The organism is Streptomyces sp. NPDC014656 (assembly GCF_043084305.1).
GTDB lineage: Bacteria > Actinomycetota > Actinomycetes > Streptomycetales > Streptomycetaceae > Streptomyces.
This window is the reverse complement of sequence record NZ_JBIBZN010000011.1, coordinates 92,551-106,846: the sequence shown is the minus strand read 5'-3', so window position 1 is coordinate 106,846 and position 14,296 is coordinate 92,551. Positions and strand designations below refer to the sequence as shown.

Below are 14,296 nucleotides of genomic sequence, written 5' to 3'. Positions count from 1 at the left end.
AGACGGAACGGGAAAGGTGCGTCGTCTTTTCGGATGACCCGGTACGGCGCGTCTCGTCGGGGTCCCCCCAGCCTAGCAAGAAACAGGCAAAGGCCCTGGTGACACCGGTCACCAGGGCCCACGACCGGCCGCTCGCTACAGGTACAGCCCGGTCGAGTCCGCGCTCTGGAAGCGGTCCGCCGCCACCGCGTGCAGGTCCCGCTCCCGCATCAGCACGTAGGCCACGCCCCGCACCTCCACCTCGGCGCGGTCCTCGGGGTCGTACAGCACCCGGTCGCCGATCTCGACGGTCCGGACGTTCTGCCCGACCGCGACCACCTCGGCCCAGGCCAGGCGGCGGCCGACCGCGGCGGTCGCCGGGATCAGGATCCCGCCCCCGGAGCGCCGCTCCCCCTCCGGGGAGTCGGTGCGGACCAGGACCCGGTCGTGGAGCATCCGGATGGGCAGCTTGTCGTGGGTGTTCTCGCTCACGGGAACGAACCTACCGGCCCGGCTCAGCCCTTGTGCCGCCGGGAGGAGCCCAACAGCAGCCCGACGACGGCGACGGCCACGAGCGCGACCGGCACCACCCGCTCCAGACGCGGTGCGCCCTCCTCGTCGGTGAAACGTGCCTTCACGTCGGACACGACCCGGTTGACGGCGACGAACGCCCGCCCCGCGGTCTCGTCGACGGTCGAGGCGACCCTGGCCTTCGCGTCTCCGATGATCGTCTTCGGATGCATCCGAATGCCGATCTCGTCGAGCGTGACGGCGAGCTGGTCGCGCCGGCGGACGATGTCCGCCTCGATCTGCGCAGGGGTCCTGGCGTCCGACACCGCGCTGCCTCCGTAGTCGTGATCCGGTCGTTGGTGGACAGTCTGTCAGTTCCGCCGCCGGGAGGCCGTCCCCGACCCCCATTAGGCTCATCACGTACGCGCACACCCCCGAGGAGAGCGAGCCATGAGCGAGCGACTGCAGCCCGGCGACACCGCCCCCGCCTTCACCCTGCCGGACGCGGACGGCAACGAGGTCTCCCTCGCGGACCACAAGGGCCGCAAGGTCATCGTCTACTTCTACCCGGCCGCCCTCACCCCCGGCTGCACCAAGCAGGCGTGCGACTTCACCGACAACCTCGACGTGCTGGCCGCCGCCGGCTACGACGTCATCGGCGTCTCCCCCGACAAGCCGGAGAAGCTCGCGAAGTTCCGCGAGAAGGAGAACCTCAAGGTCACCCTGGTCGGCGACCCCGACAAGTCGACCCTGGAGGCGTACGGCGCCTTCGGCGAGAAGAAGCTCTACGGCAAGGTCGTCACGGGCGTCATCCGCTCCACGGTCGTCGTCGACGAGGAGGGCAAGGTCGAGCACGCCTTCTACAACGTCAAGGCCACCGGCCACGTGGCCAAGATCATCCGCGACCTGGGCGTCTGACCGCCACCGGTCCTCACGACGGGCCCGCACCCCTGCCACCAGGGGTGCGGGCCCGTCCGCATTCCGTACGCCGACCGGCGTAACCGTCCGATATTCGGCTCGTTAACCCGTACGAGATCCGCACTGGGGAGGGGGTCCGTTCCGATGGGAACGAGTCCGTACACGAAGGACCGGCTGGAATCGGCGGCGCGGGGGGCGCGGACGCTGACGGAGGCGCTGGAGCGGCTGGGGGTGGACCCGAAGAGCGGGTCGCGGCGGTACCTGCACGACCGCATGCGGAAGCTGGGCGTGGACACGTCGCACTTCGAGCGGGAGGGAGTGCGGTGGACGCGGGAGGTGCTGGAGGAGGCGGTGGCGGCGTCCACGAACATGTGCGAGGTGCTGCGGCGACTGGGCGTGGAGGTCGTGGGCGGACAGCACACGCACATCAGCCGCCGGATCAAGGCGTACGGGATCGACGTCTCGCACTTCCGCGCGCCGTCACGACAGGGCAAGCCCTGGCGGCCCCGGACGCCGGAGACCTTCCTTGTGCAGCAGCCTGGCCCGCGGGCCAGGCGCGTCCCGAGCGATCGCCTCGCCTGGGCGATGACGGAGGCCGGGATCCGGAAACAGTGCGCGCGGTGCGGCAATGAAGGCGTGTGGCGCGACCGTCCGATCCGGCTCGAGATCGACCACGTCGACGGCGACTGGAGCAACAATCGCCTGGAGAACCTGCGGTTCCTCTGCCCGAACTGTCACTCGGTGACGGAGAACTACCGGGGGCGCGGGAAGGGCAGGGGCCAGTGAGAGAGGGCATCCGATACACCCGCGAACGGATGACCGAAGCAGCATCGCGGTGTGCGGACATCCATGAGGTCATGGAGTTCTTCGGAGCGCAGCCGTACGACAAGCTGCGCCGCTACCTCCTGAGGCGCTTCGCCGACTACGGCATCGATGTCTCGCACTTTCCTCACGGGAAACGTGGCAAACAGCCGCTTCGCCCGACGCCGGAGGACCTGCGGAGCGCAGTCGAGAGATCCCTCTCCATCTCGGGGGCCCTACGTCTCCTGGGCAGGAAGGACAGCGGGCAGATGCGTGAACTGTTTCATCGGTGGGCGGAGGAAGACGGCCTGTCCACATCCCACTTCCTGGGACAGGCCCATCAGCGGGGCAGGAAGGGCCCGACGCGACCGGCGGCAGCGATCCTGGTCCGCCACGAAGGCAGGCGCAGGACCAGAACGCATCTGCTCCGACGGGCACTCCGCGAGGTGGGCGTGCCCGAGCAGTGCGCCGAATGCGGTACCGGGCCTGAGTGGCTCGGAGACCCGATCACCCTGGAGGTCGATCACGTCAACGGGGACTGGAGCGACGACCGGCGTGAGAACCTGCGCTTGCTGTGTCCCAACTGTCATGCGGTCACGGACACCTGGTGCCGGGGCGGACGGCGAGTAAAGTAGAGCACCGTGTACGCGCCCGTACGCCAAGGGCTGAGCGGCGATCTTTAGGTGGTCGTGTCTGTCGGTTCGAATCCGACCGGGCGTACCTGCAGGAACGGCTCAGTGCGGTCCACGCACTGAGCCGTTCCCATGCCGTCCTCAGCCCAGCAGCTCACGCACCACCGGGGCCAGGGCGCGGAAGGCCTTGCCTCGGTGGCTGATGGCGTTCTTCTCCGCCGGGGTGAGTTCCGCGCAGGTCACGGTGTGGCCCGCCGGCTGGAGGATGGGGTCGTAGCCGAAGCCGTTGGTGCCGACCGGGTCGTGGCGGAGGGTGCCTTCCATGCGGCCTTCGACGACGCGTTCCGTGCCGTCGGGGAGGGCGAGGGCGGCGGCGCAGGCGAAGTGGGCGGCGCGGTGTTCGTCGGCGATGTCGGAGAGCTGGGCCAGGAGCAGGTCCAGGTTGGCCTTGTCGTCGCCGTGGGTGCCGGACCAGCGGGCGGAGAAGATGCCGGGGGCGCCGTTCAGGACGTCCACGCAGAGGCCGGAGTCGTCGGCGACCGCCGGGAGGCCCGTCGCCTGGGCCAGGGCGTGGGCCTTGAGGAGGGCGTTCTCGGCGAAGGTGACGCCGGTCTCCTTGACGTCGGGGATCTCGGGGTACGCGTCCGCGCCGACGAGGTCGAGGTCGAGGCCCGCGTCGGCGAGGATCGCGTGGAGTTCGGTGATCTTGCCCGCGTTGCGGGTGGCGAGGATCAGGCGCTGTCGGGTCATGCCCCCGATTATCCCGGGGTGCAGACCTTGCCGATCTCGGCGGCCGCGTCGGTGATGGGGGCGATGTCGGGCGTGGTGTCGCCGTTCTTCACCGCCGTGCGGACCGACTCGACGCCCTTGGTGAGGTCGTCGACCGCCTTGGACAGGTCGGCGTTGTCGGTCGTGTTCTTGAGGTTGCCCAGCTCCGTGGAGATGGAGTTGAGGGACTCCTCGATCTGGGTGACGTCGTTCGAGGCGTTGGAGACGGCCTGCTGGAGCTTGCCCACCGAGGTGGCGATCGCGTCGGCGGTCTTCACGCAGTCCATCGCCTTGTCGAGGGCTCCGCAGCCCGTGAGCAGGGTCGTCACTGCCGCCGCCGTGGCGACGGCGAGGGCTATGGTGCGGCGGCGCTTCACTGTTCGGGTCCTCCCCTGGCTGCGTACATGTCGGCGGGGCGCACGGTACGGCCGCGCGCCCCTTGCCGTAAAGGACGCAGCCCGGGGCGGGGGAGTTCCTCAGAGGGTGGCGTCGAGCGCCTTGCGCTGGAGGTCGGCCAGGTCGGCGCAGCCGGCGGCGGCCAGGTCGAGGAGGGCGTTGAGCTCGGCGCGGTCGAAGGGCTCGGCCTCGGCGGTGCCCTGGACCTCGACGAAGCGGCCGTCGCCGGTGCAGACGACGTTCATGTCGGTGTCGGCGCGGACGTCCTCCTCGTAGCAGAGGTCGAGGAGGGGGACGCCGCCGACGATGCCGACGGAGACGGCGGAGACGGTGCCGGTGAGGGGCTTGCGGCCGGGCTTGACCAGCTTCTTGTTCTGCGCCCAGGTGACGGCGTCGGCGAGGGCGACGTAGGCGCCGGTGATGGCGGCGGTGCGGGTGCCGCCGTCGGCCTGGAGGACGTCGCAGTCGAGGACGATGGTGTTCTCGCCGAGGGCCTTGTAGTCGATGACGGCGCGGAGCGAGCGGCCGATGAGGCGCGAGATCTCGTGGGTGCGGCCGCCGATCTTGCCGCGGACGGACTCGCGGTCGCCGCGGGTGTTGGTGGAGCGCGGGAGCATGGAGTACTCGCCGGTGACCCAGCCCTCGCCGCTGCCCTTGCGCCAGCGGGGGACGCCTTCGGTGACGGAGGCGGTGCAGAAGACCTTGGTGTCGCCGAAGGAGACGAGGACGGAGCCCTCGGCGTGCTTGCTCCAGCCGCGTTCGATGGTGACGGGGCGGAGCTGTTCGGGGGTACGGCCGTCGATGCGAGACATGGGACGAGCCTAGCCCTTTCCGGGTGGGGCCCGGCCTCCCGGCCGGGTGCGCACGAGGGCCCGTTCCCCTGCCGGAACGGGCCCTCGTCAGCCGGTGTCAGCTGCTCACATCATGTCTTCGATCTCGGCGGCGATCGGGTCCGCGTCGGTGCCGATGACGACCTGGATGGCGGTGCCCATCTTCACGACGCCGTGGGCGCCGGCGGCCTTGAGCGCGGCGTCGTCGACGAGGCCGGCGTCGGCGACCTCGGTGCGCAGGCGGGTGATGCAGCCCTCGACCTCTTCGATGTTGTCGATGCCGCCGAGCCCGGCGACGATCTTCTCAGCCTTGGTGGCCATGTGTTTCTCCCTGTCCGTTCCGTTCGCGGGACACGCGAATCTCGGCGCACCGATGGTCCGCTTCGTCACGGTAACCCACGGTTGGCCCAACTTCGCGAGCGAGTGCCGCCGTTCTGCCGAATGATGACGATCACCGGCGGCCTGTCCTCAGCGGGCTCCCGGAGCCTACCGCAAGTGGTCTACACCAGTCTGCAACGTGATGCGGCCCCGGGTTGTTCCGGGGCAGGGAGGTCGCCGATGAGTACGGACAGCGCCGCGGCGCGGCCGCGGAAGTCCCTGTGGGGCAATCTCTTCCAGGGCCTGCAGAAGATGGGGCGCAGCCTCCAGCTCCCCATCGCCGTGCTCCCCGCCGCGGGCATCATCAACCGGCTCGGCCAGCCGGACGTCTTCGGCGCCGACGGCCTGGGCTGGGACAACGTCGCCAAGGTGATGGCCGGCGCGGGAGGCGCGCTGCTCGACGGCAGTCTCGGCCTTCCCCTGCTGTTCTGCATCGGCGTCGCGATCGGCATGGCGAAGAAGGCGGACGGTTCGACCGCGCTGGCCGCGGTCGTCGGCTTCCTCGTCTACTACACGGTGCTGCGCCAGTTCCCGAAGGACTGCCCCGAGGGCACGAAGGACATCGGTGGCGGCTGCCTCGGCCTCGACGACTCCTTCGCGGGCTACACGTACCAGAACCCGGGCGTGTTCGGCGGCATCGTGATGGGTCTGCTCACCGCGTACCTATGGCAGCGGTACCACCGGACGAAGCTGGTCGACTGGCTGGGCTTCTTCAACGGCCGCCGTCTGGTGCCGATCATCATGACGTTCGTGGCGATCGCGTTCGCCGCGCTCTGCCTGTGGATCTGGCCGCCGATCGGCGACGCCCTGGAGAGCTTCAGCGACTGGCTGGTCGGGCTCGGCGCGTGGGGTTCGGGCATCTTCGGCCTGGCGAACCGGGCGCTGCTGGTGATCGGCCTGCACCAGTTCCTGAACGTGCCCATCTGGTTCCAGTTCGGCACGTACGAGAAGCCGGACGGCACGACGGTGCACGGCGACATCCCCATGTTCCTGGCGGGCGACCCGGACGCGGGCCAGTTCCTGACGGGCTTCTTCCCGATCATGATGTTCGCGCTGCCGGCGGCGGCGCTCGCGATCACCCACTGCGCGAAGCCGCACCGCCGCAAGGAGGTCGGCGGCCTGATGCTCTCGGTGGCGCTGACCTCGTTCGTCACGGGCATCACGGAGCCGCTGGAGTACTCGTTCCTCTTCATCGCGCCGCTGCTGTACGCGGTCCACGCGGTGCTGACGGGCGTGTCGATGGCGGTGACGTGGGCGTTCGGCGTGAAGGACGGGTTCAGCTTCTCGGCCGGCCTGATCGACTACGTGATCAACTGGAACCTCGCGACGAAGCCGTGGCTGATCATTCCGATCGGTCTCGCCTTCGCGGTCGTGTACTACGTGATCTTCCGGTTCGCGATCACCAAGTTCGACCTCCAGACCCCCGGGCGCGAGCCGGACGAGGTGGGCGAGGAGATGGAGCGCGACAACGTCAAGTGAGGCGGCGGCCCGACGGCGTGACGCGGTGTCGCGGCCACCCGTCCGGGCCCGGCCGTGCCGGGACTCCCGGCCCCTCCCGAGCCTCGCGAAAGGCCCCTGGACCTCCTGGTCCGGGGGCCTTTTGTCACGCCTTCATCACTATGCCCCCGCGACAAAAATTCGCAGGTTCCTTATCTAAGTCTCACGTGCTACAACTGGTCTACACCACTCATTGGTGTAGACCACGCGGTCCAGACCACCGCGTTCCACGAGACGCCGCCGTCACCCCCTTTCCACTGTCCTCTGGCGGCGCCTTGCCTACTGGAGGAAGTTGATGAGTACGGCCACCGCCCAGGCCGCCGCTCCCGCGAAGAAGCGCGGATCCGGCCTGTTCCAGGGCCTGCAGAAGGTCGGTCGCAGCCTGCAGCTGCCGATCGCCGTGCTGCCGGCCGCGGGCATCATGGTCCGGCTGGGCCAGCCGGACGTGTTCGGCGCCGACGGTCTCGGCTGGGACAAGGTCTCCGCCGTCTTCGGCAACGCGGGCGGCGCCATCACCGGCGCCCTCCCCCTGCTCTTCTGCGTCGGCGTGGCCATCGGCTTCGCCAAGAAGGCCGACGGCTCCACCGCGCTCGCCGCGGTCGTCGGCTTCCTCGTCTACAGCAAGGTCCTCCAGGCCTTCCCCGTCGTCGAGGCGAAGGTCCAGGCCGGCGCGGACATCGCCGCGAAGTACAACGACCCGGGTGTCCTCGGCGGCATCATCATGGGCCTGCTGACCGCCGTGCTGTGGCAGAAGTTCCACCGCACCAAGCTGGTCGACTGGCTCGGCTTCTTCAACGGCCGCCGTCTCGTCCCGATCATCATGGCCTTCGTCGGCCTCGTCGTGGGCGTGTTCTTCGGCCTCGTCTGGGAGCCCATCGGTGACGGCATCGCCGGCTTCGGCGAGTGGATGACCGGTCTCGGTGCCGGTGGCGCCGCCCTCTTCGGCGGTGTGAACCGCGCGCTGATCCCGATCGGCATGCACCAGTTCGTCAACACCGTCGCGTGGTTCCAGCTCGGCGACTTCACCAACGCCGCCGGCGAGGTCGTCAACGGCGACATCCCGCGCTTCCTGGCCGGTGACCCGTCGGCCGGCATGTTCCAGTCCGGCTTCTTCCCGATCATGATGTTCGGCCTCCCGGCCGCCGCGATCGCCATCGCGCACTGCGCCCGTCCGGAGCGCCGCAAGGTCGTCCTCGGCATGATGGTCTCGCTGGCCCTGACCTCGTTCGTCACCGGCGTGACCGAGCCGATCGAGTTCTCCTTCATGTTCATCGCGCCGATCCTGTACGTGCTCCACGCCGTGCTGACCGCCCTCTCCATGGCCGTCACCTGGGCGTTCGGTGTCCACGCGGGCTTCAACTTCTCGGCCGGTTTCATCGACTACGCCCTGAACTGGACGCACGCGACCAAGCCGTGGCTGATCATCCCGATCGGTCTCGTCTTCGGAGCCCTCTACTACGTGGTCTTCCGCTTCGCGATCACCAAGTTCAACCTCCCCACCCCGGGCCGCGAGCCCGAGGAGGAGATCGAGGACCTCACCAAGGCGTGAGCCCTCCCCCACCGCACGAGGCGAAGGCCCCGGAACCTCCCCCACGCTCCGAAGGAGCGGGGGCCCATGGTTCCGGGGCCTTCTCCGTGCTCACGCGCGCTCAGACCTCGTAGACCGCGCCCGCCTTCGCCAGCTCCGCCCGGCCCCCGTACACGTCCCGGGCGTCGGCGAGGTTCCGCTCGCCGTCCGTCCACGGCGGGATGTGGGTGAGGACGAGGCGGCCCACGCCGGCCCGGGCCGCCTGGGCGCCGGCCTCGCGGCCGTTGAGGTGGAGCTCCGGGATGTCCTCCTTGCCGTGGGTGAAGGAGGCCTCGCAGAGGAAGAGGTCCACGCCGTCGGCGAGCGCGTGCAGGGCGTCGCAGACGCCGGTGTCGCCGGAGTAGGCGAGCGAGCGGCCGCCGTGCTCGACCCGGATGCCGTACGCCTCCACCGGGTGGCTGACCTTCTCGGTGCGGATCGTGAAGGGCCCCAGTTCGAAGGTGCCGGACCCCAGGGTGCGGAAGTCGAAGACCTCGCTCATCGAGCTGGGCGAGGGCGTGTCCGCGTAGGCCGTGGTCAGGCGCTGCTCGGCGCCCTCGGGGGCGTACACGGGGATCGCGTCGCAGCGGCCGCCGTCGTGGCGGTAGTAGCGGGCGACGAAGTAGCCGCACATGTCGATGCAGTGGTCCGCGTGGAGGTGGCTGAGGAAGATCGCGTCCAGGTCGTACAGGCCGATGTGGCGCTGCAGCTCGCCGAGGGCGCCGTTGCCCATGTCGAGGAGCAGCCGGAAGCCGTCGGCCTCGACGAGGTAGCTCGAACAGGCCGATTCCGCGGAAGGGAACGACCCCGAGCAGCCGACGACGGTGAGCTTCATAGGAGCGTGAACCTCCGTGGACGGGTGCGGTCAGGCACGCAAAGGGGAGGGGGAGGCCGTGCGGTCAGACGAGAGTAAGGCGCACGGGGGCCGGTCGCTCCTTCGTGGCGGCCCGTTGTGGGCGAACTCACGGGCTCTGTCACCGGTTCGGATGGACGGTGGGGCGCGGCGGCGCGGTGTGCCCGGCACCGGTAACGTCATGGGGTATGGACACGTCGTGGTGGCCCGCGCTGGCCGCGGTCGTGGTGATCGCGCTGGTGGTGGCGGTCGTGGGTGGCAGGACGCGGACCCCGGCACGGACCCGGCCGCCGGGACGTCCGTCGGGGCGGACGCGGCCGCCCGCGCGGAAGCCCGGGGTGCGGGAGCCGCGGGCGCGGGAGATCTGGTGGGCCGAGGTGCCCTTCGAGGACGGGCCCGGTTCGAAGGACCGGCCGTGTCTGGTGCTGGCGGTGCGGGGTGACGGCGCGCTGGTCGCGAAGATCACCAGCAAGTACCACGACGAGCGGCCGGGGGTGATCGCGCTGCCGCCGGGTGCGGTGGGCGACGCGCGGGGGCGGCCGAGCTTCCTGGAGACGGACGAACTGCGGGACGTGCCGCTGGCGGACTTCCGCCGGAGGGTGGGCGAGGCGGACCCGGTCCTGTGGGACCGGGTCCGCCATCTCGCGCGCTAGCGGGGCGCGCCTCCCGCGGGTGCGGGTTCGGGCCGCTTGAGGCCCGACGCGGCGGAAGGCGCCGTTCCGGTGTGCCCGTCCGTTCCGCCCCGCGGAACGGCTGCCCACGCCTCCTCCGCTAGGCCCAGAGCTGGCCCTGGACCGCGGCGATGGCCTCCTCCGTGGTGGCGGCCGTGTAGAGGCCGGTCGAGAGGTACTTCCAGCCGCCGTCGGCGACGACGAAGGCGATGTCCGCCGTTTCGCCGGCCTTGAGGGCCTTGTTGCCGATGCCGATGGCCGCGTGGAGGGCGGCGCCGGTGGAGACGCCCGCGAAGATGCCCTCCTGCTGGAGGAGTTCGCGGGTGCGGGTGACGGCGTCGGCGGAGCCGACGGAGAAGCGGGTGGTGAGGACGGAGGCGTCGTAGAGCTCGGGGACGAAGCCCTCGTCGAGGTTGCGCAGGCCGTAGACGAGGTCGTCGTAGCGCGGCTCGGCGGCGACGATCCGGACGTCGGGCTTGTTCTCGCGGAGGTAGCGCCCGACGCCCATCAGGGTGCCGGTGGTGCCGAGTCCGGCGACGAAGTGGGTGATGGAGGGCAGGTCGGCGAGGATCTCGGGGCCGGTGGTGGCGTAGTGGGCGCCGGCGTTGTCCGGGTTGCCGTACTGGTAGAGCATCACCCAGGCCGGGTTCTCGGCGGCGAGTTCCTTGGCGACGCGGACGGCCGTGTTGGAGCCGCCCGCGGCGGGGGACGAGATGATCTCGGCGCCCCACATGGCGAGCAGCTGCCGCCGCTCCTCGCTGGTGTTCTCGGGCATGACGCAGACGATGCGGTAGCCCTTGAGCTTGGCGGCCATGGCCAGCGAGATGCCGGTGTTGCCGCTGGTCGGCTCCAGGATGGTGCAGCCGGGGGTGAGGCGGCCGTCCTTCTCCGCCTGCTCGATCATGTGGAGCGCGGGGCGGTCCTTGACCGAGCCGGTCGGGTTGCGGTCCTCCAGCTTCGCCCAGATGCGGACGTCGTCCGAGGGCGAGAGCCGGGGGAGGCGGACGAGCGGCGTGTTGCCGACCGCCGCCAGCGAGGAGTCGTAGCGCATGTGGATCAGACCATGCCGCCGGCGACGGCCGGCAGGATCGTGACGCTGTCGCCGTCGGCCAGCTTGGTCTCGATGCCGTCCAGGAAGCGGACGTCCTCGTCGTTGAGGTAGACGTTGACGAAGCGGCGGAGCTTGCCTTCGTCCACGATGCGGGCCTCGATGCCGGCGTGGCGGGTCTCCAGGTCGGCGAAGAGCTCGGCGAGGGTGCCACCGCTGCCCTCGACGGCCTTCTCGCCGTCGGTGTAGGTGCGGAGGATGGTCGGGATGCGGACCTCGATGGCCATGGCGTGGGCTCCTGTCGGAAGACTCGTACGTGACGTGGTGGGCGCGCTGCTGGGGCCCCCGCGCGGAGGGGGGTCGTGCGTGAGGGCGCTCGGCCGGTCGCTCAGAGCGCGGCGCGGGACGGACAGATCGCGCTGGCCAGGCGGCACAGGTCGACGTGCAGGCGTGCCGCTCCGCCTCCGAAGGCTCCCATGAAGAGGGCGGAGGCGGAATGAGCGCCAGCGAACGCAGCGAGCAGCACGGTGCCCGGAGTCTCTTCGCTCACGTCGTGGGAAACCATGGGCTCATCGTATCGATTCCCGGTCCGGGTTCCGGAATGTGATCTCAGATGCTGGATGTTTTCCGACCGGTGGGCGGACTGGGCAGGTAGAGGACGGTCGGGGTGCCGGTCCTCGGGTGCGGGACGACCTCGGCTTCCACGCCGTAGACGGCGGCCAGCAGTTCGGGGGTGAGGACCTCCGCGGGGGTGCCGCCGGTGACGATCCGGCCCGCTTCGAGGACGTAGAGCCGGTCGCAGTGGGCGGCGGCGAGGTTGAGGTCGTGGAGGGCCAGGAGGTTGGTGGTGCCCAGGGTGCGGACGAGGGCGAGGACGTCGATCTGGTGGCGGATGTCCAGGTGGTTGGTGGGTTCGTCGAGGACGAGGAGTTCCGGTTCCTGGACGAGGGCGCGGGCGACGAGGGCGCGCTGGCGTTCGCCGCCGGAGAGGGTGGGGCAGGCGCGGCCGGCGAGGGCCGTGAGGCCGACGCGGGCGAGGGCGGTGTCGGCGCGGGCCAGGTCGTCGGCGGTGTCCCCCTCCCAGAAGCGCTTGTGCGGGGAGCGGCCGAGGGCGACGAGTTCGCGGACGGTGAGGTCGACGTCGGCTGCGGAGTCCTGGGGGACGGTGGCGACCCTGCGGGCGCGTTCCCTGGGGGCGAGCCGGGTGAGGTCGGTGCCGTCGAGGAGGGCGCGGCCTGAGGTGGCGGCGAGGGTGCCGTAGACGCAGCGCAGGAGGGTGGTCTTGCCGCTGCCGTTGGGGCCGATGAGGCCGACGGTCTCGCCGGGGCGGGCGGTGAGGTCGGCGGCGCGGAGCCGGTCGTGGTGGCTCAGGGCTTCGAGGCGCAGGCCGGTCACGGGGCGGCTCCTTCGGGGCGGCGGCGCATCAGCCAGAGGAAGAAGGGGCCGCCGGTGAGGGCGGTGAGGACGCCGACGGGGATGTCCTGGGGGGCGGCGAGGGTGCGGGCGCCGAGGTCGGCGGCGACGAGGGCGACGGCGCCGCCGAGGGCGGCGACGGGGAGCAGTCGGCGGTGCGGGGCGCCGACTGCCAGGCGGGCGGCGTGCGGGGCCATGAGGCCGATGAAGCCGACGGCGCCGCTGGCGGCGACCATGACGGCGGTGACGAGGGAGGCGAGGACGAAGACGGCGGCGCGGAAGCGGCCGGTGTCCAGGCCGAGGGCGGTGGCGTCCTCCTCGCCGGTGAGGAGGAGGTCGAGGGGGCGGGCGAGGGCGAGGAGGACGCCGGTGCCGAGGACGAGGACGGCGGCGGGGAGCGGGAGGGTGTCCCAGCGGGCGGAGCCGAGTCCGCCGAGGGACCAGTGGAGGGCTTCCTGGAAGTGCTCGGGGCGGCCCGCGGTGACGAGGAGGAGGGTGGTGAGGGCGGACAGGACGTAGGAGACGGCGACGCCGGCGAGGACGAGGCGGGGGCCGGTCATGGTGGAGCCGCGGCGGGCGAGTCCGTAGACGAGGACGAGGGCGAGGAGGGAGCCGGCGAAGGCGCCGGCGGGCAGGGCGAGGGCGGTGGAGGCGCCGATGCCGAGGACGATGACGAGGACGGCGCCGGTGGAGGCGCCGGAGGAGATCCCGAGCAGGAAGGGGTCGGCGAGCCGGTTGCGGACGAGTGCCTGGAGGACGGTGCCGACGACGGCGAGTCCGGCGCCGACGACGGCGCCGAGGAGGACCCGGGGCAGCCGCACGTCGAGGACGATCGTGCGGTACGGGGAGGGCGCGGCGCGGCCGGTGAGCGCGTCGAGGACCTGGCCGGGCGGGATCCGTACGGAGCCGAGGGCGAGGGAGGCGAGGACGGCGGCGGCGAGCGCGGCGAGGAGTCCGGCGAGGACGGCGGCGTGGCGGAGCCGCCCGGGGCCGGACGGCTCGGGCGCGGCGGCCCGGCCGTCCGGGCGGACGGTGGTGGTGGCGGTCATCGGGCGGTGGCGGGGTGGAGCTGGGCGGCGAGCTTGTCGACGGCGGCGGGGACGCGGACGCCGAGGACGGTGTCGGAGAGGGGGAGGACGGCGAAGCGGCGGTTCCTGATGGCGGGGACGTCCTTCAGGGCGGGGTCGTCGAGGAGGCGGCGCTTCTTCTGTTCGACGGTGGTGGTGCCGTAGTCGTAGATGAGGACGACCTCGGGCTTGCGGGCGACGACCTGTTCCCAGGTGGCGTCGCCGAAGGGCTTGGCGAGGTCGGCGAAGACGTTGCGGCCGCCGGCGCGGGTGATGAGGTCGTCGCCGATGCCGTCGCCGCCGGCGGTGAAGGCGGTCCTGTCGCCGCTGTCGTAGACGAAGACGGAGACGGGGTCGACGCCCTCGATGCGTTCGGCGGTGGCGGCGAGGGAGGCGCGGGCGTCCCGCGTCCACTTCGCGGCGCGGTCGGGGACGCCGAAGGTGCGGCCGACCTCGGTGACCTCGCGGTAGAGGTCGTCGACGGAGACGGGGCCGTCGGCGCAGTACTCGCCGTTCAGGCGGCTGGTGATGCCGGCCTTCGCCAGGTCGTCGCGGGCGCGTCCGGCCTTGGCGTCGAAGGCGCTGGTGTAGCCGCCGTAGACGAAGTCGGGGTTCGCGGCGAGGAGGGCCTCCTTGGAGGGGTACTCCTTCGCGAGGACGGGGACGGCGTCGTAGGCCTTCCGATAGGCGGGGAGGACGGCGTCGTCGAGGTAGGCGGTGCCGACGAGGGACTTCTCCAGGCCGAGGGCGAGCAGCACCTCGGTGACGTGCTGGTTCATGGTGACGGCGCGCTTCGGCGGGGCCTGGTAGGTGGTCGTCACGCCGCAGTTGGTGACGGTGTACGGGAAGCCGGGCGCGGGCTTCGCGGCGGTGGGCGCGGCCTGCGGGGCGGCGCAGGCGGCGAGCAGCGGGAGCAGGGCGAGCGCGGACGGCAGCGTGCGGCGCCGGGTCATGGCGGAGCCTCCTCC

19 protein-coding genes, 1 tRNA gene and 1 riboswitch are annotated in these 14,296 nt (G+C 71.2%); of the genes, 7 read left to right on the top strand and 13 right to left on the bottom strand.

Annotated features, from left to right (window positions below; genetic code table 11):
- Positions 1-15: 15 nt before the first annotated feature.
- A riboswitch (guanidine-III (ykkC-III) riboswitch) is annotated at positions 16-87 on the bottom strand.
- 48 nt (positions 88-135) lie between these two features.
- Both ACF1ED_RS24135 and ACF1ED_RS24130 read right to left on the bottom strand, forming a co-directional pair.
- A complete protein-coding gene (locus ACF1ED_RS24135) occupies positions 136-471 on the bottom strand; it encodes a co-chaperone GroES (RefSeq protein WP_043228158.1) in 336 nt (111 codons plus the stop codon).
- Positions 472-494: 23 nt separating this feature from the next.
- Positions 495-815 (bottom strand): DUF3618 domain-containing protein, encoded by a 321-nt coding sequence (locus tag ACF1ED_RS24130; protein ID WP_391763705.1) that lies wholly within the window; start codon positions 813-815, stop codon positions 495-497.
- A gap of 124 nt (positions 816-939) precedes the next feature.
- Between ACF1ED_RS24130 and bcp the strand changes: the two genes are divergently transcribed.
- From bcp to ACF1ED_RS24110, 4 genes are all read left to right on the top strand, one after another.
- Positions 940-1,407, top strand: coding sequence for a thioredoxin-dependent thiol peroxidase (bcp, locus tag ACF1ED_RS24125; protein WP_391763703.1), 468 nt, complete (start codon positions 940-942; stop codon positions 1,405-1,407).
- A 144-nt stretch (positions 1,408-1,551) separates the two neighbouring features.
- Positions 1,552-2,193 (top strand): HNH endonuclease signature motif containing protein, encoded by a 642-nt coding sequence (locus ACF1ED_RS24120; protein ID WP_391763701.1) that lies wholly within the window; start codon positions 1,552-1,554, stop codon positions 2,191-2,193.
- 29 nt (positions 2,194-2,222) lie between these two features.
- A complete protein-coding gene (locus tag ACF1ED_RS24115) occupies positions 2,223-2,843 on the top strand; it encodes an HNH endonuclease signature motif containing protein (RefSeq protein WP_391763699.1) in 621 nt (206 codons plus the stop codon).
- Between the two features lie 12 nt (positions 2,844-2,855).
- Positions 2,856-2,928, top strand: a tRNA-Leu gene (locus tag ACF1ED_RS24110).
- 53 nt (positions 2,929-2,981) lie between these two features.
- Here the strand turns inward: ACF1ED_RS24110 and rdgB are convergent.
- The 4 genes from rdgB to ACF1ED_RS24090 form a co-directional block, all read right to left on the bottom strand.
- Positions 2,982-3,590 (bottom strand): RdgB/HAM1 family non-canonical purine NTP pyrophosphatase, encoded by a 609-nt coding sequence (gene rdgB / locus ACF1ED_RS24105; protein ID WP_391763697.1) that lies wholly within the window; start codon positions 3,588-3,590, stop codon positions 2,982-2,984.
- Positions 3,591-3,598: 8 nt separating this feature from the next.
- A complete protein-coding gene (locus ACF1ED_RS24100) occupies positions 3,599-3,985 on the bottom strand; it encodes a hypothetical protein (RefSeq protein WP_391763695.1) in 387 nt (128 codons plus the stop codon).
- A 99-nt stretch (positions 3,986-4,084) separates the two neighbouring features.
- The gene (rph, locus tag ACF1ED_RS24095) at positions 4,085-4,816 is read right to left on the bottom strand and encodes a ribonuclease PH (protein ID WP_391763693.1); all 732 of its coding nucleotides are present in this window, start codon (positions 4,814-4,816) and stop codon (positions 4,085-4,087) included.
- 105 nt (positions 4,817-4,921) lie between these two features.
- Positions 4,922-5,155 carry a glucose PTS transporter subunit EIIB gene (locus ACF1ED_RS24090; RefSeq protein ID WP_391763691.1) on the bottom strand — a complete coding sequence of 78 codons (234 nt, stop codon included), beginning with the start codon at positions 5,153-5,155 and terminating at the stop codon, positions 4,922-4,924.
- A 237-nt stretch (positions 5,156-5,392) separates the two neighbouring features.
- Between ACF1ED_RS24090 and ACF1ED_RS24085 the strand changes: the two genes are divergently transcribed.
- Positions 5,393-6,691 carry a PTS transporter subunit EIIC gene (locus ACF1ED_RS24085; RefSeq protein WP_391763689.1) on the top strand — a complete coding sequence of 433 codons (1,299 nt, stop codon included), beginning with the start codon at positions 5,393-5,395 and terminating at the stop codon, positions 6,689-6,691.
- A gap of 313 nt (positions 6,692-7,004) precedes the next feature.
- Positions 7,005-8,258: a PTS transporter subunit EIIC gene (locus ACF1ED_RS24080; RefSeq protein ID WP_391763687.1), complete on the top strand. Its 1,254-nt coding sequence runs from the start codon at positions 7,005-7,007 to the stop codon at positions 8,256-8,258.
- Positions 8,259-8,358: 100 nt separating this feature from the next.
- On the opposite strand, the gene ACF1ED_RS24075 is transcribed toward ACF1ED_RS24080, so the two are convergent.
- Positions 8,359-9,111: an MBL fold metallo-hydrolase gene (locus ACF1ED_RS24075; protein WP_391763685.1), complete on the bottom strand. Its 753-nt coding sequence runs from the start codon at positions 9,109-9,111 to the stop codon at positions 8,359-8,361.
- A 206-nt stretch (positions 9,112-9,317) separates the two neighbouring features.
- Here ACF1ED_RS24075 and ACF1ED_RS24070 point away from each other — a divergent pair, with 206 nt between their 5' ends.
- Positions 9,318-9,782: a type II toxin-antitoxin system PemK/MazF family toxin gene (locus ACF1ED_RS24070; protein WP_391763683.1), complete on the top strand. Its 465-nt coding sequence runs from the start codon at positions 9,318-9,320 to the stop codon at positions 9,780-9,782.
- A gap of 118 nt (positions 9,783-9,900) precedes the next feature.
- Here the strand turns inward: ACF1ED_RS24070 and ACF1ED_RS24065 are convergent, their stop codons facing one another.
- The 6 genes from ACF1ED_RS24065 to ACF1ED_RS24040 all read right to left on the bottom strand — a co-directional run bounded on the left by ACF1ED_RS24065 (position 9,901) and on the right by ACF1ED_RS24040 (position 14,281).
- The gene (locus tag ACF1ED_RS24065; RefSeq protein WP_391763681.1) at positions 9,901-10,851 is read right to left on the bottom strand and encodes a PLP-dependent cysteine synthase family protein; all 951 of its coding nucleotides are present in this window, start codon (positions 10,849-10,851) and stop codon (positions 9,901-9,903) included.
- A gap of 5 nt (positions 10,852-10,856) precedes the next feature.
- Positions 10,857-11,135, bottom strand: coding sequence for a MoaD/ThiS family protein (locus ACF1ED_RS24060; protein ID WP_391763679.1), 279 nt, complete (start codon positions 11,133-11,135; stop codon positions 10,857-10,859).
- A 101-nt stretch (positions 11,136-11,236) separates the two neighbouring features.
- On the bottom strand, positions 11,237-11,413 hold the full coding sequence (locus tag ACF1ED_RS24055) for a putative leader peptide (protein WP_391763677.1): 177 nt from the start codon (positions 11,411-11,413) through the stop codon (positions 11,237-11,239).
- Positions 11,414-11,457: 44 nt separating this feature from the next.
- Positions 11,458-12,243, bottom strand: a complete 786-nt coding sequence (locus tag ACF1ED_RS24050; RefSeq protein WP_391763675.1) for an ABC transporter ATP-binding protein — start codon at positions 12,241-12,243, stop codon at positions 11,458-11,460.
- Complete coding sequence (locus ACF1ED_RS24045) at positions 12,240-13,310, bottom strand: FecCD family ABC transporter permease (RefSeq protein ID WP_391763674.1); 1,071 nt, start codon at positions 13,308-13,310, stop codon at positions 12,240-12,242. The genes ACF1ED_RS24050 and ACF1ED_RS24045 overlap by 4 nt, the downstream gene beginning before the upstream one ends.
- Entirely contained in the window at positions 13,307-14,281 is a 975-nt protein-coding gene (locus ACF1ED_RS24040; protein WP_391763673.1) for an ABC transporter substrate-binding protein, read from the bottom strand. The genes ACF1ED_RS24045 and ACF1ED_RS24040 overlap by 4 nt, the downstream gene beginning before the upstream one ends.
- Positions 14,282-14,296: the final 15 nt, after the last annotated feature.